Below are 20,391 nucleotides of genomic sequence, written 5' to 3'. Positions count from 1 at the left end.
TTAAATTGGGGTGATAATATCTTTAATCGAACCATCTTCGGAGACAAGATATATTCTGATTTTGAATACTTTGATGAAACGAAGATACGAAGTCAAAATATTGCAATGCTTACCCCGATTAAAGGAATCAAAGGACAATCCGATCAAGAAAAACAACGAAGCAGAGCCTTTAATGACTTGTTTTCTACTGCTGTTTCCAAAGTCAGACAACCCATAGAATCATTCTTCAACTGGTTGAATGAAAAAACAAAAATTCAAAGAGCGCAGAAAGTCAGATCAACATCCGGACTACTAGTACATACGATGGGTAAAATTGCAATCGCATTTATTTATCTAATTTTTTAAATACTGATTCGCATTAATAAATAATAAGAAAAATAAGAATATCAATTTACGAATCTTGCTTAAATATATTATTTATTAAATTCACATTGCGTCTGTTGTACGCAATTTATTTCTTGTAAACTTGATTTTTACAATTTAATTATTCTCACTTCTGGTGGGTCGAAATATTAGACTGTTGGTAAGTTCTTGTAGTGTAGGTTATTTGTGGAATGAACTGATACTTCTGTTTTAATAAGAATTGGGCTGTTAGAATAGCTTTGGTTTTAGATTCTATAATTACCTTTGTGAACAACAACGATTAATTAATATAGCTCATTGTATATATCACTTCAGAATATATTACTTCAAAAGAGGCTCATTCTTTGAAACCTTTTGTAAGTTTTAATGTTAGTAATGTTGTATAGAAGGGGCTGTAATATGTACAAGATTTATATTTAGAGAATTTCTATTATATTTTTTCCATCATCCCTTATTTTAAGTTTTCCATAAGGGTGTTTAGTCAGCAATAACTTATCAATAAGATATGAATATAAATTATTTAGCTAAGCTTTCATTTCTAGGTTTATTTGTTTTGAGCTCTAGTTTGTACTCACAAGTAACTATCGGTTCGCATTTACCGGCGGTGTCGGGAGCTTTGCTCGAAATAAAAGAAAAGAATATCGAATCTGGTAATCTGGCAACTTCTACCAGAGGATTTATGATGCCCCGTGTAGCACTGAGCAGCTTGAAAGATCTTTATCCTATGCTTTCCGGTACGGAAGGAGATTATTCTACTCTCAAAATAACTCATGTGGGTTTGATGGTTTATAATACTAATTCATGCGGACCTGTACCGATGGGTCTGAATGTTTGGGATGGTTCGCAGTGGCAACATTTGGGGCAGGAACAATTATCGCCGGATGTTGAAATTTATATAGATCAGGATGGTAATTCTTTTAAAGCACGCAGGTTTGGGAGTGCGGGCGTTTGGATGACTGAAAATCTCGCGGCAAAGAATTATGCTTCCGGCATGGGTGGAGGTGCTATTCCTCTTCATACCAGTGGTGTAGATAATGATCTTGTAGCCTATGCTTATCCTAATGGTACACCCGGTAACTGGGGTGCAGTACCTCTGAACTGGAGTACAAATCAAGGCTTGATATATAGCTGGTTTGCCGCTGCTAAAGGTAATCCCAGTATAGCTATTGATCAGCAAGTGATTGGTTCAACAGTTGAGAAGTTCGAAGTCGAGATGACAGGTCCCCTTGGTGTAGCGCCAAACAAATATGTTCAGGGTGTGTGTCCTGACGGTTGGCATCTTCCGAGCGATCGTGAGTGGAATCAGTTGGAACAAGAGATTTATAATAGTGCAGCCTCATATAGTGCTTCGTCTACGCCAAACTTCATTCCGACCTCGTGGGTTGCTGACTGGGGGGGAGAGTCTACCAGAACTGTTTATATGAATGTCTATCGGGGTTCTAGTTCTACTTCCGGTCATGGTACTGCTATGAAAAGTATATGTCCTCCCGTGGGATCATCTACCGAGACCAATGGTACGTCAAACTCTTCGGCAAAAGGAGGTTTTAATGCCCTTCTTCTGGGAGGTGCACATGGTGCGAGTCTTTTAAATTTTGGTACTCGCGGTTATTTTTGGACAAGTAGTTCCGGTAGTCAAAATGCGACTACTTATGTTTCTGTTTATCGGGGGGTAAGCCCTACTAGCGTTAGTGTTATTAGAGGCAACACCAATCGTGCCTATATGTGGGCGGTGAGATGTAAGAAAAATGCCTATTGATAACTAAAAGAACAGTAATTAATCTCGCTTTTTACTAGATTAATGTATCTTTGGGGCTTGTTTTAGAAATAATCAATTTTTAATAATGACTAATTACGATATTTGTTGTATAGGGCATCTTACGTTAGATAAAATAGTTACGCCCAAGGAAACGGTTTATATGTCGGGAGGAGCTTCCTTTTATTTTTCGAATGCAGTAAGCAACCTTGATTCTAATTATATACTGGTAGCAGGACTTGCCGAATCTGAAATGAGAGCAGTAGAAGCTTTGCGTGCCAAAGGTTTAACTGTTGATGTTATGATATGCGACAATAGTCACTACTTCGAAAACATATATGGTGAAAATCAAGATAACCGTACACAACGTGTTTTAGCAAAAGGAGACCCTTTTGTTATAGATGTTATGGGCGATATTCATGCCAAATATTTTCATGTAGGAGCATTGATGGCTGATGATTTTTCGAACGATTTTGTAAAAGAACTATCTAAAAGAGGACGTATCTCTATCGACTGTCAAGGATACTTGCGCGAAGTACGTGGCACAGAAGTTCATGCTGTTGATTGGACTGATAAGCTCGATGTATTGAAGTATGTTGATGTGCTTAAAGCCAATGAGATGGAAATGAAAGTACTTACAGGTACAACCGATGTTTACGAAGCAGGACGCATGTTATACAGCTGGGGAGTAAAAGAAGTATTACTTACTTTGGGTAGTATGGGATCGGTATTGTACGATGGCAAAGATTTTATAATGGTGCCTGCATACGAGGCAACAGAAGTAGTAGATGCAACTGGTTGTGGCGATACTTACATGGCTGGATACCTCTACAAGCGAGCTAAGGGTGCTAGCATGGAAGAGTCAGCTAAATTTGCAGCAGCAGTAGCAACTATCAAGATTGAAGCATTTGGTCCTTTTACGGGTACTGTCGCAGATGTACAAAAGATAATGGGTACCAGAGTTGCTAAATTACCCAATGACGAAGTATTGGCTAGTTTGGTATTTTAATTAAAAAATATGATAACATATAAAAGGATTGTCTTCTAGAAAGACAATCCTTTTGTTATAGAACATTTGTTCGTTATTAGTTTATATCTGATATAATCTGATTCTCTATTCCTGACCGACTAATACACCATTAACAACAAAAGCAAGCCCATCTTCTTCAAATTCAAGAGTATATGTTTTCCTTCTGTTTGTAATTTGTGATATATTATTGACTGTCTCAGAAGAAAAGTCTTTAGCTAATAATTGAGTACCTATTTTTAATTCATAGACTTGCTGATTGGCATATCTCTTATATTTTTTCGTTTTAGATGGAGCGATAGAAACCCAGCCCATTGAAGACAAAAAAGGATGATCGTCAGTAACTGTTATTGACTCTCCGTTTGATAGCCCAAGAGTGTAAAGTGTGTCGTGATATACACTATGAATTAACTTTACTTTCTTCTTAGAATACTTATTCTCTTTCAGATTATAAGTTAATAATGAATCGCCGGGTTTAATATTTTCTATATTTTTAGTTAGCCCATCAACCATACTTACATTTGCTCCTTCTACTATGCAATGCACACCTATTCCGTTGAAAAATAATTCACTGATAGCTGTGTCATCGTATTTATCTCCTCTGTATACATCTGTTAAAAGAAATTTGAGAGTGGATACTTTATATTTCTCTCCTTCAACCTCCATTATCTTGAAAGCTGTAGTGTCTGAAAGATTGGGGATTGTATCAGGTAAAGAAAAGCTTTGTTCATCTCTTGTATCTTTTAAATTAACGATGCCAATAAGCTTTTCATCCACATAAAGATTCATGGTTTTTACTCTCGAATTATTCTTCCATATACGCTCATCCTTATTATATCCGTTTACAATATAACAATCGGTAGCTTGGGCATAATTTATCGGGAAATGCACTTCTACGTACTCTCCTATACCATAGCCTTTCGCTCCTTCTACCCATGCGGTGCGTACATCAAAATCAAAGATAGAACTTGCATCATAGCCACTGCTACTTGTACTGGATAAAGAAGATGAAACCGTTTCGAAGTGGTATGCTCCGCAATACCAACTGCAGCCCATAGGATCAGTTGACCAGACCATACTCTCAAAATTTTCACCCTTCTTATTGATTATATATTCAAACCGTTCTCTATCCTTAGCCGGAATCTGATTTTTATAACTGTCATTATCACTATATAAAGCTGGATATTTTTTTAGTAAAGACTCAAGTTCCTCATCTAATTTTAATTCAGTGTCTGTAAAACTGTAAGGGGAGGTTATTCTAGTTTCTATGACAGGAATATTTTGCCCTAATGCATTCATTTGCATTATAACGAATAAAATGCATACCATCCAATTTTTTGTTTTCATGCTGTTTTTTTTATGAAGTATTAATTTAGGTTGTGTTTTTCTCTGTAAAAAAAAGAGGAGCATCTTGTTAATCCGCTCCTCAGTTTTAAGGTAAAGTAGGATTTTTCTACAGGTTTATTTCTTTTCGTCTTTCATTGCATTGGTGAAAGTGGTAAGTGCCACTATTATCAATCCAAGTAAGCCGACTACGATATAAGCGTATTTCATGTTTAGGGTATGCGATATAGAACCAATAAGCAATGGAGCTATTAGTGAGCCTATAAAGCTGATTGTTGAAAGAATTGTCAAAGCAATACTAGTAGGCATTTTCGATTTTTCGCCCACTACACTGTATATAGTTGGAACCATACACGAGATACCCAGTCCCACAAACATAAAGCCTAGCGAACACAATATTATACTTGGGAATAATGCCGATATAAACATACCTATAAATATAAGTGCACCTGCTATTTGTATCGTGCGTTGTTTGCCAAAAAGCTGATATGCTTTGTTGGTAAGGAAACGTCCCGTAGTCATCATGATCATGAATACAAGGAACCCTATCTGAAGAGATTTAGGTGCTTTTACAATTGATTCGAAATACACACCACCCCAATCAAACATGGCACTTTCTACAATCAGAGCAAATAGTCCGATAAGACCTAGTTGGATAAGTACCAATTCGGGCATTCTTGATTTCTTTTTTTGAACCATCTCTTCCGTATTTTTTACTTCAGCAACGGGAGCCGTTTTTACATCAGTTTGTAATGCAGACTTATTGAATAACCAAGAAAGTACAATCAATGCAAGTATTCCTGTGAAATGATATGCATGAGGTATTTGAAAGTTTATCATGGCAAATCCAATTACTGCTCCTACGCAGGCAGCCAAACTCCAAGCGCCATGAAAAGAGCCCATGATGGTTTTACCAAATATCTTCTCGATTCCTATCGCTTGAGTATTTAAAGATATGTCGGTGAGATTCCAAAATATACCGAATAAAAATAGGCATGTACCTAATACATAAACGTCAGAGCTTATACCAATCAAAAATAAAGAGAGTGCATATCCTAATATGCTTATTTGTACCATTATACGGCTGCCAAATTTAGAAACAGTATATCCTGCCAATGGTATGGCTAAAAACTTACCTACGGGTATCATAAACAGAATAAGCCCCCAGATGAAAGTATCGCTCACTTGCAGAGCATCTTTGATATCCGGTATACGACCAGCCCAGCTGGCAAAACACAGCCCTTGGCATAAGAAGAAAGTAAGCACTCCTAATCTTATTTTTTCTAAGGAACGCTCTTGTATTGTATTCGACATTTCTCTTGATTTTAAAATTGCACAAAAATACTAAACTTGTCCTATTAATGAACTATGTTATCCATGTAATTAAATACCTCCTAAAGTCTACATCCTTTATAGTTTTTATTCGTTTTCTTGTTTTGAGTGTAATATTCTATTAATTAGGTGATTATATTTGTTGTTATAGTATTTTGTATATCTATATCAGTATGTCTATTTGCTTTGTTTTTTTTCCATTATACTCCTTGCTTTTTAAGTTTGTGATGTATGTTTATTCTTTTATTTTATAAATGTACTTCCCTATTCTTATTATTGGTTTGTTGTTTACTTAGTTGATTATATGTGTCTTATCTATTGTAATTATATGTGTATATAAATCTATAATATAATATATTCGCGTATATTGATTAGTAATATATAATAGTATATTAAATCGCTTCATTTTCCTCTATTCTTTGTTCCTGAATTTACCCTTGAAAAACTGTCTTTTTACAGGAAACAGATGATGAGTATGTGCGAAATGTGGGATTAAAGATTGTAATTTATACGGCTATTGTATCCTTTTACGCTCTTTAAAATTCTATATTTTCGGGTAATTGAGCGTGAGATTTCAAATATTGAAATCTCAGAGGGATTAAAATAAGTAGCTTTTATAAATGCAAACCTTATTTTTATGTCTCAAGTTTCTAATTTTTCATTCTCCTATTTTTATAAGTAGGATAAACATACTTAGATAGTTATCGTAAATAATTGGTGGCGATAAATTTGTCTTTTTCTGCACATGGGGAATCTTCGCGATATGTTTTCCATCGGGTAATTCTTGGAAAGGTAATACTATTGATATATTCTCAATGATAAATACCCTCATTATTTTATTGTTTGGTAACTATCATATTATCAATGTGTTATAATTTTGTCTGATTTTACTATGTAAGTATGCAATGTTGCTGGTAGATGGAGGCTATTATTAAGTAGTTCTTTTATTTATATGGTAGAGGTATATGTAATATTAGTTTGTAATATGTTGATATTCAATATTCTGTGCTAGTGTGCTTTATTTGCTGCTTTTTTAGATTTTTAATAGCTTTTTTGACCCTATTATTTGCCATTTTAAGATGAAAATCGTTTCTTTGTATAGTATCAGATGCTATTTCCAGAGCCAGTTCTCTATTAATTTCTTCCTCAACTTTGTCTGATTTCATAATTCATTCATTCTTAGTCTTTTTAATTTCAAAATAGCTTATAATTGCTAATGTTCTAATTAAGTATAATTCTTATGTGCTTATTTAATTATAGTGGTATATATTTCAGGTTTTATTGTCGTTTTTGATTCATAATTTCAGAGAGTTTGGCTTCTGCTTTTAGACTAAAATAATACCTTTGTTCTTGGAAAAATAAAGAGGCAAAAGCCCATCATTAAATACTTTCAACTTATGAGATGCTGTGCTTTTATACTTATTGAAACATTACATAAATCTGAGACTTTAAATTAATATTGATCAATATAACTTATGCTCCAATTTAATATAAGAAAGCCTGACGAAGGAATTATACCTCAAATTCAAGAAAAAATAGATAATCTGACCAAACCGAAAGGTTCTTTGGGAACTCTCGAAGAATTAGCACTACAAATCGGATGGATTCAGCAAACCACAAGTCCATCACTGACGAAGCCCGTTCATATAGTATTTGCTGCCGATCATGGAATTGCAGAAGAAGGTGTAAGCCCATCGCCTCAGGAAGTAACCAGGCAAATGGTCTTTAACTTTCTCGAAGGAGGAGCAGGTGTTAACTTCTTAGCACGTCAGCATGGTTTCGGTCTGAAAGTTGTGGATGGTGGTGTGAACTATGATTTCGATCTTACAGACGATCGCATCATACATCGGAAGATTCGTAAAGCGACCTGCAGTTACTTATATCAGCCTGCGATGTTGATGGACGAATTTGATCAGGCTATCGAGGTAGGAGCCGAAGTTGTACAGCAATCTTATGACGAAGGTTCTAATGTTATTTGCTTTGGCGAAATGGGAATAACCAATACCTCATCGTCGGCTATTTGGATGAATACATTTACGGGCATTCTTCTTCGCGATTGTGTTGGGGCAGGCTCAGACCATGCAGGGAAAATCTTGGAACATAAATATAAAGTTCTTAGACAAGCTACGGATAATTATCAGGGCGATGGAACAACCGCCGATGTGATGCGCCACTTTGGAGGTTACGAAATGGTGATGACTGTTGGTGGTATGCTTAAGGCTGCCGAATTGGGTATGATTATTCTGGTAGATGGCTTTATAATGACTTCGTGTATACTGGCTGCTGCCCGAATCAATCGGGATGTTTTGCATTACGCAATATTCGGACACCAAGGAGATGAAGCAGGGCATAAAACATTACTGGATTTCTTGAACGTGAAACCTATACTTCATCTCGATTTGAGGCTAGGAGAGGGTACAGGTGCTTTATGCGCTTACCCCATTATAGATTCGGCAGTGAGAATGATTAATGAAATGAATTCTTTTAAGGCAATTGAAGTCACTAAATACTTCGATTAAATGAATTTGTTAAGCCTCGAGATCGGAACCAAAATGAGGTTTTTAATATGCAGAATCATGTAAAATGACTAAATTAGCTGAATCATTTGTTACTGTGTTTTTCAGTAATAGTTATCAATTATGCTTATTTAGAATAGTAGATAAAATCTTGACCTAATAAGAAATACCTCATTGTATGAATAACATTGGAGCTGCGCTGATCTTTTTTACCCGCTTACCGTTTTGGCGGATTTTTAATGTGCCTAATGAATATTTCAAACAGGTTATTAATTATTGGTCGGTGGTTGGCTGGCTTACAGGTGCAGTAATGGCTTTAGTGTTGTGGGGTGCTTCCTTTGTATTCCCTATCCACATAGCTGTTGTGTTAGCTATATTGAGCCGTTTGCTTATAACGGGAGCTTTACATGAAGATGGTCTTGCTGACTTTTTTGATGGCTTTGGCGGTGGAACTTCTAAGGAGAGGATTCTTGCTATAATGAAAGATTCTCATATCGGGACGTACGGAGTGGTTAGCCTTATCTTTTATTTCTTGCTTCTGTTTCTCTTGCTCACCTCGCTGCCTCTACATATTGCATGCTTGGTAGTTTTGGCAGGAGATCCCCTCTGTAAGTTTATAGGTTCATTTATAACATTGCGTTTGCCTTACGCTCGCAACGAAGAAACGAGTAAAGCCAAAATGGTTTATAAAACGATGGTTTTGCGAACATTTATCCTCTCTGCATTGTTTGGATTAGTACCAATTTTCGGTTTGCTGCCCAAGGAGTATTGGCTGGCTGTTATTCTCCCGATTCTGGTCTTTTTGTTGCTGACATCGTTAATGAATAAAAAGATACAGGGATATACAGGCGATTGCTGTGGAGCGTTATTTCTAATGTGCGAACTTTCGTTCTATCTGGGAATTGTGGCTGTATATAACTATTGAAATAAATGAAAGTATGAAGTAATATACTTTAGAATCATAGCAGACTATATTTGTCGTAGTTGCTAAAATGAATAAAAAGGTGTAAAGCCTTAAAAAGAGAAATATGAAACTATATTTGATACGACATACCTCAGTAGATGTACCACAAGGCACATGTTACGGACAATCTAATGTGCCCTTAAAATCGACTTTTGAAGAGGAAGCAGAGGTTGTAAAACAAAAGCTGAAAGGCATTGAGTTTGATGCCGTTTATTCAAGCCCGTTAAGCCGTTGCCGTAAATTGGCACGGTACTGCGGATTTCAGGAGGATGTGCAATGGATAGATCGTCTTAAAGAGATGTATTTCGGAGAATGGGAGATGATGAACTGGGATCATATTGATGATGAGAATATCGAAAGCTGGTATGAGAATTGGATACATCAACCCACCACGGGAGGAGAGTCATTCAAGATGTTATACGATAGAGTAGCCTCTCTTTTGGATGAAATAAAAAAGGAAGATTACAAGAATGTAGCCATATTTACTCACGGAGGTGTTATCAATTGTGTAAAAGTCTATACAGGAGATTCTACCCTCGAAAATGCATTCGATACAGTGCCCGCTTACGGCGAAATAGTATGTCTTAATATATAACACTTTATAACATTTTGATGTCATGAATAATAAATCGGGAAAAATTAAAAAGGCTGTCGAATACTCTTTTGCATTTGTAGCTATCTTTTGGGTGATTCAAGTTATCAAATATCTGACTGGTAGTACTCTTGCTGGTTTAGGTATTTTGCCTCGTTCGGTAGACGGGCTATTGGGTATTATTACAGCACCTTTAATTCATGGTAATTTTGAGCATTTGATAGCAAATACTCTGCCGTTCTTTTTCCTGAGCTGTTTGCTTTTCATCTTTTATGAGAAGAAAGCTTCACTTTATCTGTTCATGATCTGGATAACTACCGGTATTATAACATGGCTTATCGGGCGCTATGCCTCACATATAGGAGCTAGTGGTATTATCTATGGACTGGCATCTTTTCTAGTCTTTGGAGGTATACTTAGTAAAAATTGGAAACTGATACTGGTTTCTATTCTGGTTCTCGTTTTTTACTCTGGTTTAGTTTGGGGAATATTCCCAACCGAAAGCCATGTTTCATGGGAAGGGCATTTAGCAGGAGCTTTAAGTGGATTACTATGGGCATTCTTATTCCGAAAAACATTACAGCGACCAAGGTAACCCAATATTTTATATATTTGCAGCCTCAAGTAAATATATAATTCTATGAAAAAGCACATTCTTTTTATTACACTTTGTTTTGGGTAACCGCCTCTTCTTTTGCACAGTGGACAACTAGTGGTAATAATGTTACTATTGATAAGAATATCGGTATAGGCATTAGCAATCCTGTGGCAAAATTAGATGTGAATGGCGATATTAATGCCAGAGGTAATTTGTTCTTACCAAATGCCGGGCAAATAGCTTTAGGTGTGTCGGATACCTTTACTTATGATAATAAATCGGTGGGATATTATTCTTTTCGATGGACAATGGATTCATGGAATCCATGGGGACCGACATTATGGCAAAGTTCATTTGCCGGAATTAAGTTTTTTACAGTCGGACGACTTCGATTGGCTATTAATCAAGAAGGCAATGTCGGAATTGGAACAAGTAATCCTCAGAAACTGCTAGACGTCAAAGGAACTATCCATGCGCAAAATATAGAGGTAGACCTCAACGGATGGTCGGACTTTGTATTCGATAAAGATTATAAATTACCTACACTTCAGGAGGTTGAAAATCATATCAATGAGCACAACCATTTACCGGATATTCCTTCCAAAAAGCAAGTGAAAGAAGAGGGTATCAATATCGGTGAGATGCAGGCAAAATTGCTTCAAAAAATAGAGGAACTCACTTTGTATGTAATTGAACAAGATAAGACTATAAATGAGCAAAATAGGCGTATTAATGAATTGGAAAAGAAATTAATTAATTAATCATAATGAAGAAGTATATTATTTTAGCAGCATTAATAATTGTAGCACTGATAGCACAATCTCAAACATTAAATACAGGTTATACAACAGATTGGAATTCTATTATAAATTCAGGATTCTATCAATCCTCAACAATAAATACAGCTAATAGTCCGGATTCGAAAAATGCATATTATTGGGGAGTAAGTATTTCACACGATGATCCTCGTTACAAAGGACAACTAGCTTTTGCTGTTAATTATGGCTTAGGTAATCCTCAAATGTACATTCGCAGTACTAACATTAGCAGTTCCGGCGTTTGGGCAAAAGTCATAACGAGTAAAGGAGATCAAGCGATAGCTGGGAAACTGAAAGTTGAGGAAATCGAAGTTACTATTAATACCGGAGCCGACCATGTATTCTATAATAATTACGAGCTAAAACCTCTATCTGAATTAGAAGCTTTTATAAACGAGAATAAGCATCTACCCGAAATTCCATCAGAAAAGCATATGCAGGAAAACGGACTTAATATGAATGAATTTCAAATTAAACTTCTTCAAAAAATAGAAGAGTTAACTTTGTATATAATTAATCAAGACAAAAAAATAGAAGAACAGAGTAAAGAAATAGAGACTTTAAAAAGCATTGTGTCTGTAAAATAGGTCTCCTGTTTTTTTATAATATATAGCGCTTATCTCTAAAAGGTAAGCGCTTTTTGTCTATTAACCTTTCAGAAATTATGATTTTCGCCAATAAAACGTACCTTTGCGGCATCAATATTTTATATCCCAACTCTACTGATGAGTAAAGAACAGACAGCAATAAAAGCTTCCTATTTCAGTATAATAGGCAATACAAGTTTGGCTATAATAAAGTGGTTAGCCGGATATTTCGGAAACTCCTATGCACTTATTGCAGATGCAATAGAATCTACAGCCGACATCTTTTCGTCAATAGCTGTACTCTGTGGTATCAAATACTCCAACAAACCCGCTGATGAGAAACATCCTTACGGGCATGGGCGTATAGAGCCTTTGGTAACATTCGGTGTTGTGGGTTTTCTTATCATATCGGCAACTATTATTGCTTACGAAAGTATTCAGAATATAAGTGAGCCGCATGAGCCTCCCAAGTCTTTTACTTTGATTGTTTTGGGTGGAATTATTATTTGGAAAGAAATCTCGTATCAATTAGTAATAAGAAAAGCTCGATTAACCAAAAGTACCTCCTTGGTAGCTGACGCATGGCATCATCGCAGCGATGCTATAACCTCGGTTGCTGCCTTTATCGGTATTTCCATTGCTTTAGTGATGGGTAAAGGGTATGAAGCGGCCGACGATTGGGCTGCGTTGCTGGCATCATTCATTATTTTGTATAATAGCTATAAAATTCTGAAACCTGCCTTAGGTGAAATTATGGATAAGGATATATATCCCGATATGGTTAATGATGTTTGCGATTTTGCTAAAACCATAGAAGGTGTTCAAGATACAGAAAAATGCCATGTAAGAAAAACAGGCATGACTTTTTATGTTGATTTACATATAATTGTAGATAAAAATATTACTGTAAAAGAAGGGCATGATATTGCTCACAACTTAAAAAATAGTTTGAAAGAAAAAATGCCTGAAATAGCTGATGTGCTGATTCATGTAGAACCATCCTGGTAATACTAAGTAATTCTAACTATTTAATGCGATGATTTATCAGCATAACTATCTCTGGTTGTTATGCCCAGCCAAAGCAATAAAAAGGTTTGAGACCTTAATAAATTTTCGAATTCATTTAAAATTGCAGAGAATGCAATAAAAAGAAACGGGTCTTTTGACCTTTAATACACTAAATATAATATTAAAAAAATGAGATTTAAACTAACATTCCTAGCAGCGATGTTGCTGATGTCACTAACAGCAATGTCACAACAAAAAAACTACACAAAAGCAGAGTTGGATGCATCCAATATAATAAGACTGTGTAATAGTGTTATCGAACTGAGCAATAAAAACAGAACTAGTGCCGACAACTATAAGTCGATGCTGTCAACAGCCGAAAGTAATCTTTCTAAGCTGAAAAGAAATCCTAATATTCAACCTTTCTTTGTGAATTACAAGAATTTCGAAGCTTGTTTTGGCGATCAAAAAGAGTATGCAGCAGCTTACAAAGGTGCCCCCGAGTTTGCCGAAAAGAAAGAGATTGCCAATGCAATTACTCTGGCTGATAAGAATGTCGCCAATGCAGTTAAATGGGCGGCAGCTATCAGTGGATATTTCTCTGAGAAGGAATACCTCACCGATACTGAATTTGCAAAATATCCGGCTATGCAGGATAGTCTGACCTTTTATTTCCAAAAAGGATATAATGGCTGGTCTGAAGCTTCTAGATTAGCTTCGAAAGCAGGTAATGATGCTGAACTTATATTGCTTCAAAAAAGTAAAATTGCTGAATTTATAATCCCTATGAAATCTGATCTGAACGGATTGGAAGCTATTTTCGAGCTGTTTAATCAAGAAACAGTAGATAATGCTCAGGTAAAAGCAGGAATATCAGCAGTTTCAAAATCAGTAGCTTTGAATAAAGACATTTCAACTAAGGATGTGAAGAAATTAAACGATATCTATTACAAAGAAGTATTTCAGAATTTTTACGGAAAAAGCGAAGAGGCTCTAAAAGCAATGGATGCTCTGAATCTTGAACTGGAAACAAATCCACAATCAGGTCGTCTAAATAGCTTATATTCGTCAGCAATGAGTAGTTACAAAGGTGTTGTAGAAGCATACAATACTTTCATCAGTCAATAAGTATATTGAAGAATAAATAGTATAGAAAAATGAGTACATGAGAATGTGCTCATTTTTTTTTATTCAGATTGCTGATTAATCTCGTGTCCGCTACTGCCTTCAACTGCCCACAGTAGAATCTGTTCTGTAACATGAGCTACCTTTTCGAGAATAGAAGGAGCTTTCTTTTCAGGCTTGGGCTTTTTCTCTTTCTGAGGCTTCACAAAAAAGAAGTCGCCACGCCAATTCCTGTATGCTTCAATTTTATTAAGAGATCCCCTTCCTTTGATTAATTCCGACATATAGAAATCGTTTTCATAGAAAAAAGCTTCACCTGCTTCCATCGAATCTTCGTATATGGTAAGGAATGTTCTCAAATATATGGGCGAATTGGACTCAATATATCTAATTGTATTGTATTTTTTATTGTCTCCCCGGCTATCGGCCTCCGTATTCCATTTTAGAAAAAGGGAGTCGGGTATTTTGTCGAAATTAAAATTGGTAAGTTCCAGAATCTGTTTGTTTAATCTCGAATAAGGCTTTACATAGCCCAAACCATCGGGGTCGTCTAGAAATGTACTGAAGTTTACGATAGTCTGATCATCAAGTTGGTGTATACCGGGGTCTTGATAGGGGGAAGGGATATCGTCTATCATTATCCCCGACTTTCGCCAGTTTATATACAGAGGCTTAGACATTTTATTGACTATGCTTACTTCTATGGGGGCATTTTCTCCGTAGAAATTGTAAATAACATCCAAACTATCTCCCTCTATAAGAAATTCGCCATACTCATTCTTTATAGTATATGGGTCTTTAGTATTCATGGTTGACCCATAGTAGGTTGAGCATGAGTTTAATGATGCCAGACCTACTAATAGTAGCAGAGATAAATACTTGATGTAAATATTCAAAATGTACTAATTTGGTTCATTATGAATGATGGGTGCAGGAGGGATGATGGTACGAACATCTATTGTATACCATTCAGTTAAATAGCCATCTATAAATATAAAGGTGTATTTATTGTAACCTTCGGTTAACTCAATAGATTCTTCTAATGCACCATCCTGTAATTGTCGGGCACTTGCCGTTTTGGCTGTTCCATAAGCCGATTTTAGAAGTGTGCGAACTTCCTCTTTACTCATTCCCAGACGGATATCTTCGGTTTTGGCAGTTCCCATTATTGCTGCACAGCTTGTAAGGAGGCAGATCAGGAAAGAAAAGGCAATTATTTTTTTCATAGAATTTGCGTATTCATTAATATTCTAAAGCTAAGGATTTTTGAAACTTTCGAAACCAGAATAAATTTAGAACTCCCATCGTTATTGTTATCGGGAACATAAGTATATTACCCATTATTCCAAGAAAGAATCCAATACCCAATCCTTTCAAGGTGTCAAAAAAATAATCGGATTCTTCCTTCTTTAGTCCGGTAACAACCGAGGCAAAGGAGCAACCTATTAATTCAATAACAACACAAGTAAAGATTGAAAAGAACATTAGTTTAATTATATTCCAACTTTTGAAATTAATATATTTAAAGATAAACAGATAACATAAGACACAAGATAGAGACATTCCTATCATCAAATCCCAGTTTATGGAAGCAGAAGACGAAGCCCACCAGTATATTATACCGTTTCCCAGTAAAAGATTGCTAAAGATACAAAGTAAGATTATGAGACGCCTATTCATTGGTTATGTTGTTAGTCATAAATTTATCGGATGCTAAAATATATAAATAATGCGGATCAGTAGTTGAAAACTTCTACAAAAAAGTGACACTGGCTACAAAAAGTAAACAATTAAGGTGACAAAGGTGACTACTGAGTGTTACTTTTTTGGTTTTATTAATTGTTTGTATATCAGTTGTTTCTGATTTAAAAGGTTACAAAAGTAACAAAAGTAACACTTTTTTACGAGTCCTTTTTTTTCTTGTTTACTGTTCACTGATCCTTACATAGATAGATAAAATAATTCAGTTCCTGATTCGCATAAATAATAATCTTGTATTTTTTCTCTGATGAATGTTTGGGATATTTAGAGTCTGTTTAAATTTTATAGCTAATCTTTTTTATAGCTGTTTTTAGATGAATTTTCCGCTTCGTGCTTGCTGATTTAGCGGGCTAAATCGAAAGGGAGAAACGGAAAATACGCTAATAAAGAGCATAAAAAAATAGCTAAGACTAATTTGAAAGAGCCTATAATGAATATTTTCGCTAAAATTTAAACAGACTCTTAGTCTGAATACAAATAGTGAGTTCTCTTTGTCCTCTATTTTCATTATATTTGTAATACCATAAAAACATCACTGAAATATTATGAAGAAAAATTTCTTTACATTAACATGTTTGCTGCTTCTGTCTGCTTTTACGCTACAGGCTCAAACGGCTAAAGTAGAACCAACTTGGGAGTCAATCAAAGAGCGGGGTTATCCTGAATGGTTTAACGACGCTAAATTAGGTATATTTATCCACTGGGGATTATACTCGGTTCCATCATGGACTAAAAAGGAAGGATATTCCGAATGGTCTTACAAAGGGTGGAGAGACGGAAAATCTACTGCTGTTGATTTTGCCAAAAAAGTATATGGACAGGATTTTAAATACGAAGATTTCAGAGGCTTATTTAAAGCCGAATTATTTAATCCGCAAGAATGGGCTGATCTTTTTAAAAACTCAGGAGCCAAATACGTAGTTCTGGTATCAAAACATCACGATGGATATGCCATGTGGCCCAGTAAATATGCTCCGGGTTGGAACTCTGTGGAAACAGGCCCCAAAAGAGATATTGTAGGAGAATTAACTACTGCCGTAGAAAATGATGGCTTGAAAATGGGATTGTATTACTCACTTCCCGAATGGTCTAACCCACTTCATTATTGGGAAATAGACCCGAATGATTCTATCGCTAAGTATGTAGATACGCACATGATTCCTCAGTTTAAGGAATTAGTAACTAAATACCGTCCGTCTCTGATCTTCACAGACGGTGAGTGGTGGAACAGTGCCGAACAATGGCATGCTCGTGAATTGATAGCTTGGTACTACAACTTAGTCGGATCGGAGGCTATTGTGAATGACCGCTGGGGTGGAGGTGCCGATTATGGATTTAAAACTCCCGAATACAGTGCCGGTATTACAATGACAGATCGCCCTTGGGCAGAAGTTAGAGGAATTGGACGTTCTTTCGGTTTAAACAGGAATGAGCCTCTTGAAAACTACCTGACAGAAGACGATCTTATTCACCATTTTGCAACATTGGTGGCTAATGGGGGAGGGTTGACGTTGAATGTAGGACCTGCCGGAGACGGTCAGATACCATTACTTCAACAAGAAAGGCTTCTTCAACTTGGACAGTGGTTGAAGATAAACGGAGATGCTATCTATGGAACAAGAGCTTATAAAAAGCATATCGAAGAAAAGCAAATCTATATTACCCGTATCGATTCTACAATAGATTTCAATTGGGTGCGTAACTCTCCAGATCCACGTATTCGTGTAGATCATTTCACCGGAGAATGGACCGGTTATATCAGTCCCAATTACAGCGAAGAATACACATTCACAGCTAAAGCCGATGACGGTGTGCGTGTCTGGATAGACGGGAAACTGATTATCGATCAGTGGAACAAACAAGACCAAACTCAGGATGGGTTTGTACAAGGTGCTCAAACATCAGCTACTCACACAAGTACTGTTAAATTGAAAAAGGGTCAGAAATACCCTATAAAAGTCGAGTATTTTGAAGACGTTCAGAATGCATCAATCCAAGTGAAGTGGGCATCAAAATCGCAAGCCGAAGAGGTAATTCCTTACGCAGCTTTGTATACCGACAATACAGGAAACCAAAACGGTTTGAATGCAACATATGGTTCGATGAAAACGTATGTAGCTTATACTCAAAAAGGAAATAATATTTATGCTATACTTCTCGAGTGGCAAGACGATCAGTGTGTGTTGAATATCGACAAACCTGCCGATAATGCAACTATATCACTTCTTGGACGAGAAGGTAATCTTCCTTGGAAGTACGAAAACGGACAATTGATTGTTGATATGACTCCTGTCAAATTTACAGAGATACCGGGGCGTTCGGCATGGACATTGAAAATTGCTCAATAATTAGATAGGTAGATATAAAAACAGCAATATCCGTAAAAGGATATTGCTGTTTTACTTTATTACGGAGTTGTGAAGCAGATACGCAAAAATATTGTATCTTTGCATCTCACTAAAAAACGATTTATACCGTGTGAACGGTACATGCAAAGTATGACATTCGAACAATTAAACCTCATAGAGCCAATATTAAGGGCTCTTAAAGACCAAAACTATACAACTCCAACCCCTATACAAGCTGAAGCGATACCAACCCTGTTGGAGGGAAACGATTTATTAGGTGTGGCTCAAACAGGAACCGGTAAAACGGCAGCTTTCTCTATTCCTATCATTCAACAATTGTATAAAGAAAACTCACATGGTGGCAGAAAAGGTATAAAAGCATTAGTCTTAACGCCCACTCGCGAACTTGCTATACAGATTGAAGAAAACGTAAAGGAATACAGTAAATATACTTCTTTACGACACACCGTAATATACGGAGGTGTTCCGCAAAAGAAACAAACCGATGCTTTGCGAGCAGGAATAGATATTCTGATTGCAACACCCGGACGACTATTAGACCTTATCAGTCAGAAATATATCAGTTTAAAGACTCTGGAGTTTTTTGTGTTGGATGAAGCCGACCAAATGCTCGACATGGGTTTTATACACGATATAAAGAAGATATTGCCCATGTTGCCAAAGCAGAGACAATCGCTTTTCTTTTCGGCAACGATGCCCGTAGAAATAGCGAAGCTGGCGAATACCATTCTGCATAATCCTACTCGGGTAGAGGTTACACCGGCTTCTTCCACTGTCGACAAGATAGACCAGTCACTCTATTATGTAGATAAGAAAGATAAGGTAGACTTACTTATTGATCTTCTTAAAAGTAAAGACTTGGAATCTGTTTTAGTATTTGCACGTACTAAACATGGTTCTGATAAAGTAGCGAAAGCACTCAATAAAGCAGGTGTTAAGACAGAAGCTATACATGGAAATAAATCTCAAAATGCCCGTCAAAACGCATTGAAGAGTTTCAAGGATAAAACCACACGTGTACTTATTGCAACCGATATTGCAGCACGTGGAATAGATGTAGATCATCTTTCTCACGTATTTAATTTCGATTTGCCCAATGTCCCTGAGACTTATGTTCACCGCATCGGAAGAACAGGGCGTGCAGGACGTAGCGGAGTTGCCATTGCTTTCTGTGATCGTGAAGAATTGCCGTTATTGAAAGACATTCATAAGCTGATTAAGAAGAATATTCCCGTAGTGGAAGAGCATGGCTTCTTACCTTCTCAGACTCGCCCGTCTTTAGGCCCAAAACCCGAACTGACAAAAGGTGGTGACAATAATAGAAATCAAAGTAGAAGCGGTCATCAGGAGCGTAACCCTAATAAAACGCAACGTCCTCAGGGCAATACTAAGGTTATTATAAAAAAGCAGAACTAAGGTCTTATAGATATCATATACCAACAGAGTATTTCATAATCGAAATGCTCTGTTTATATATACCATTCTAAGAATGGCTTTTTTGTGGTACTGTTTCGATTATTGGTATTTGTTGATATTTACGTTCAAAATGTCTACTTTTATCTGATAAAATAAATATGCTTTTGTAAAACATTTTAAGGTCTCAGACCTTTTTATTACTTTGGCAAGTAGATTAACGTTAGCTAATTATAACTTTAAAATATAGCATTAAATATTTTGTATTACTTAAAATAAATATAAAACATGAAAACTGGAGTGTTATTCGCGTTAATGTCATTTTGTTTATTTATGAGTAGCTGTGGCGGTTCTAAAAGCGAGAATAATAGAGCGGATTATAGTAATCAATTGATGGAAATGATACATATGTCACAAGATGATTTTAATGATTTGGAATCAGCTCTTGAATCTGGCGATTACGGGAAGGCAGAACAAGCTTGGGTTGCTTGGGTTGCTTATTTAGATAAAACATTGAATGAGGTTAGTGAAATGGGAGATTTCAAAGGAGATTCTTCTCTAAAAGATATCTCTATCAAAAGACTAACAAATTTTAAAGATGCAGCACAGGATTATGAAAAATTAATTAGTTTGCATATGGCAACAAATAATGAGGAGGTGCTAGATTCTAATATCGAAACAGAAATCTTGAATAGTATCCAAAATAAAATGAATGGATTAGATTATGAACTGAATGAAGTGCTGTTTAACTTTAGAAGCAGCTTATAATAACAGTTAGGTTTCAGGAATAAAAATAAGAGAGGAGCAATATATTATTTATA

At 36.1% G+C, this 20,391-nt stretch carries 20 protein-coding genes and 1 pseudogene; 14 read left to right on the top strand and 7 right to left on the bottom strand.

The annotated features are described in order from the left end of the window. From CLV62_RS02730 to CLV62_RS02720, 3 genes and pseudogenes are all read left to right on the top strand, one after another. Positions 1-345: pseudogene (locus CLV62_RS02730) on the top strand (transposase); the annotation flags it as partial. Positions 346-868: 523 nt separating this feature from the next. Then, positions 869-2,119, top strand: a complete 1,251-nt coding sequence (locus tag CLV62_RS02725) for an FISUMP domain-containing protein (protein ID WP_110309238.1) — start codon at positions 869-871, stop codon at positions 2,117-2,119. An 85-nt stretch (positions 2,120-2,204) separates the two neighbouring features. Continuing rightward, positions 2,205-3,125 carry a PfkB family carbohydrate kinase gene (locus CLV62_RS02720; RefSeq protein ID WP_110309237.1) on the top strand — a complete coding sequence of 307 codons (921 nt, stop codon included), beginning with the start codon at positions 2,205-2,207 and terminating at the stop codon, positions 3,123-3,125. Positions 3,126-3,230: 105 nt separating this feature from the next. On the opposite strand, the gene CLV62_RS02715 is transcribed toward CLV62_RS02720, so the two are convergent. The 4 genes from CLV62_RS02715 to CLV62_RS21645 form a co-directional block, all read right to left on the bottom strand. Next, positions 3,231-4,490: a Hint domain-containing protein gene (locus CLV62_RS02715; RefSeq protein ID WP_170120001.1), complete on the bottom strand. Its 1,260-nt coding sequence runs from the start codon at positions 4,488-4,490 to the stop codon at positions 3,231-3,233. Positions 4,491-4,604: 114 nt separating this feature from the next. Next, the gene (locus CLV62_RS02710; protein WP_110309235.1) at positions 4,605-5,801 is read right to left on the bottom strand and encodes an MFS transporter; all 1,197 of its coding nucleotides are present in this window, start codon (positions 5,799-5,801) and stop codon (positions 4,605-4,607) included. Between the two features lie 676 nt (positions 5,802-6,477). Continuing rightward, on the bottom strand, positions 6,478-6,651 hold the full coding sequence (locus CLV62_RS21650) for a hypothetical protein (RefSeq protein ID WP_170120000.1): 174 nt from the start codon (positions 6,649-6,651) through the stop codon (positions 6,478-6,480). Between the two features lie 163 nt (positions 6,652-6,814). Continuing rightward, positions 6,815-6,985: a hypothetical protein gene (locus CLV62_RS21645; RefSeq protein ID WP_170119999.1), complete on the bottom strand. Its 171-nt coding sequence runs from the start codon at positions 6,983-6,985 to the stop codon at positions 6,815-6,817. Between the two features lie 309 nt (positions 6,986-7,294). Between CLV62_RS21645 and cobT the strand changes: the two genes are divergently transcribed. From cobT to CLV62_RS02670, 8 genes are all read left to right on the top strand, one after another. Next, a complete protein-coding gene (gene cobT / locus CLV62_RS02705) occupies positions 7,295-8,338 on the top strand; it encodes a nicotinate-nucleotide--dimethylbenzimidazole phosphoribosyltransferase (RefSeq protein ID WP_110309234.1) in 1,044 nt (347 codons plus the stop codon). Between the two features lie 175 nt (positions 8,339-8,513). After that, positions 8,514-9,260 (top strand): adenosylcobinamide-GDP ribazoletransferase, encoded by a 747-nt coding sequence (cobS, locus tag CLV62_RS02700; RefSeq protein ID WP_110309233.1) that lies wholly within the window; start codon positions 8,514-8,516, stop codon positions 9,258-9,260. A gap of 103 nt (positions 9,261-9,363) precedes the next feature. Then, positions 9,364-9,894 (top strand): alpha-ribazole phosphatase, encoded by a 531-nt coding sequence (gene cobC, locus CLV62_RS02695; protein WP_110309232.1) that lies wholly within the window; start codon positions 9,364-9,366, stop codon positions 9,892-9,894. 22 nt (positions 9,895-9,916) lie between these two features. Beyond that, a complete protein-coding gene (locus CLV62_RS02690; RefSeq protein ID WP_110309231.1) occupies positions 9,917-10,486 on the top strand; it encodes a rhomboid family intramembrane serine protease in 570 nt (189 codons plus the stop codon). Positions 10,487-10,560: 74 nt separating this feature from the next. After that, on the top strand, positions 10,561-11,250 hold the full coding sequence (locus CLV62_RS02685; protein ID WP_110309230.1) for a TMF family protein: 690 nt from the start codon (positions 10,561-10,563) through the stop codon (positions 11,248-11,250). Between the two features lie 5 nt (positions 11,251-11,255). Next, positions 11,256-11,894 (top strand): pyocin knob domain-containing protein, encoded by a 639-nt coding sequence (locus CLV62_RS02680; RefSeq protein WP_110309229.1) that lies wholly within the window; start codon positions 11,256-11,258, stop codon positions 11,892-11,894. A gap of 138 nt (positions 11,895-12,032) precedes the next feature. Further along, positions 12,033-12,902 carry a cation diffusion facilitator family transporter gene (locus tag CLV62_RS02675; RefSeq protein ID WP_110309228.1) on the top strand — a complete coding sequence of 290 codons (870 nt, stop codon included), beginning with the start codon at positions 12,033-12,035 and terminating at the stop codon, positions 12,900-12,902. A gap of 189 nt (positions 12,903-13,091) precedes the next feature. Then, positions 13,092-14,030 (top strand): hypothetical protein, encoded by a 939-nt coding sequence (locus tag CLV62_RS02670; RefSeq protein WP_146212684.1) that lies wholly within the window; start codon positions 13,092-13,094, stop codon positions 14,028-14,030. A 59-nt stretch (positions 14,031-14,089) separates the two neighbouring features. On the opposite strand, the gene CLV62_RS02665 is transcribed toward CLV62_RS02670, so the two are convergent. From CLV62_RS02665 to CLV62_RS02655, 3 genes are read right to left on the bottom strand one after another with little or no spacing between them, the layout of a single operon-like run. Then, positions 14,090-14,923 carry a hypothetical protein gene (locus CLV62_RS02665; RefSeq protein WP_146212683.1) on the bottom strand — a complete coding sequence of 278 codons (834 nt, stop codon included), beginning with the start codon at positions 14,921-14,923 and terminating at the stop codon, positions 14,090-14,092. Between the two features lie 6 nt (positions 14,924-14,929). Further along, positions 14,930-15,253, bottom strand: coding sequence for a hypothetical protein (locus CLV62_RS02660; RefSeq protein WP_110309225.1), 324 nt, complete (start codon positions 15,251-15,253; stop codon positions 14,930-14,932). Positions 15,254-15,269: 16 nt separating this feature from the next. After that, positions 15,270-15,707, bottom strand: a complete 438-nt coding sequence (locus CLV62_RS02655) for a hypothetical protein (RefSeq protein ID WP_110309224.1) — start codon at positions 15,705-15,707, stop codon at positions 15,270-15,272. Between the two features lie 626 nt (positions 15,708-16,333). On the opposite strand from CLV62_RS02655, the gene CLV62_RS02650 reads away from it, so the two are divergent. The 3 genes from CLV62_RS02650 (at position 16,334) to CLV62_RS02640 (ending at position 20,338) form a co-directional block, all read left to right on the top strand. Beyond that, positions 16,334-18,136, top strand: a complete 1,803-nt coding sequence (locus CLV62_RS02650; protein ID WP_110309223.1) for an alpha-L-fucosidase — start codon at positions 16,334-16,336, stop codon at positions 18,134-18,136. A gap of 150 nt (positions 18,137-18,286) precedes the next feature. Beyond that, positions 18,287-19,573 carry a DEAD/DEAH box helicase gene (locus CLV62_RS02645; RefSeq protein ID WP_110309266.1) on the top strand — a complete coding sequence of 429 codons (1,287 nt, stop codon included), beginning with the start codon at positions 18,287-18,289 and terminating at the stop codon, positions 19,571-19,573. A gap of 285 nt (positions 19,574-19,858) precedes the next feature. Next, entirely contained in the window at positions 19,859-20,338 is a 480-nt protein-coding gene (locus CLV62_RS02640; RefSeq protein WP_146212682.1) for an LIC11966 family surface protein, read from the top strand. Positions 20,339-20,391: the final 53 nt, after the last annotated feature.

This window comes from Indolivaga alginatilytica (assembly GCF_003201355.1).
GTDB lineage: Bacteria > Bacteroidota > Bacteroidia > Bacteroidales > Dysgonomonadaceae > Dysgonomonas_A > Dysgonomonas_A alginatilytica.
The sequence above is the reverse complement of the archived record's forward strand: the minus strand, read 5'-3'. Positions and strand labels throughout refer to the sequence as shown.

Bases quoted from the DNA above. Each gene is read 5' to 3' on its own strand.
- CLV62_RS02725 (WP_110309238.1), top strand. From the start codon at position 869: ATGAATATAAATTATTTAGCTAAGCTTTCATTTCTAGGTTTATTTGTT.
- CLV62_RS02720 (WP_110309237.1), top strand. From the start codon at position 2,205: ATGACTAATTACGATATTTGTTGTATAGGGCATCTTACGTTAGATAAA.
- CLV62_RS02715 (WP_170120001.1), bottom strand. From the start codon at position 4,490: ATGAAAACAAAAAATTGGATGGTATGCATTTTATTCGTTATAATGCAA.
- CLV62_RS02710 (WP_110309235.1), bottom strand. From the start codon at position 5,801: ATGTCGAATACAATACAAGAGCGTTCCTTAGAAAAAATAAGATTAGGA.
- CLV62_RS21650 (WP_170120000.1), bottom strand. From the start codon at position 6,651: ATGAGGGTATTTATCATTGAGAATATATCAATAGTATTACCTTTCCAA.
- CLV62_RS21645 (WP_170119999.1), bottom strand. From the start codon at position 6,985: ATGAAATCAGACAAAGTTGAGGAAGAAATTAATAGAGAACTGGCTCTG.
- cobT (WP_110309234.1), top strand. From the start codon at position 7,295: ATGCTCCAATTTAATATAAGAAAGCCTGACGAAGGAATTATACCTCAA.
- cobS (WP_110309233.1), top strand. From the start codon at position 8,514: ATGAATAACATTGGAGCTGCGCTGATCTTTTTTACCCGCTTACCGTTT.
- cobC (WP_110309232.1), top strand. From the start codon at position 9,364: ATGAAACTATATTTGATACGACATACCTCAGTAGATGTACCACAAGGC.
- CLV62_RS02690 (WP_110309231.1), top strand. From the start codon at position 9,917: ATGAATAATAAATCGGGAAAAATTAAAAAGGCTGTCGAATACTCTTTT.
- CLV62_RS02680 (WP_110309229.1), top strand. From the start codon at position 11,256: ATGAAGAAGTATATTATTTTAGCAGCATTAATAATTGTAGCACTGATA.
- CLV62_RS02675 (WP_110309228.1), top strand. From the start codon at position 12,033: ATGAGTAAAGAACAGACAGCAATAAAAGCTTCCTATTTCAGTATAATA.
- CLV62_RS02670 (WP_146212684.1), top strand. From the start codon at position 13,092: ATGAGATTTAAACTAACATTCCTAGCAGCGATGTTGCTGATGTCACTA.
- CLV62_RS02660 (WP_110309225.1), bottom strand. From the start codon at position 15,253: ATGAAAAAAATAATTGCCTTTTCTTTCCTGATCTGCCTCCTTACAAGC.
- CLV62_RS02655 (WP_110309224.1), bottom strand. From the start codon at position 15,707: ATGAATAGGCGTCTCATAATCTTACTTTGTATCTTTAGCAATCTTTTA.
- CLV62_RS02650 (WP_110309223.1), top strand. From the start codon at position 16,334: ATGAAGAAAAATTTCTTTACATTAACATGTTTGCTGCTTCTGTCTGCT.
- CLV62_RS02645 (WP_110309266.1), top strand. From the start codon at position 18,287: ATGACATTCGAACAATTAAACCTCATAGAGCCAATATTAAGGGCTCTT.
- CLV62_RS02640 (WP_146212682.1), top strand. From the start codon at position 19,859: ATGAAAACTGGAGTGTTATTCGCGTTAATGTCATTTTGTTTATTTATG.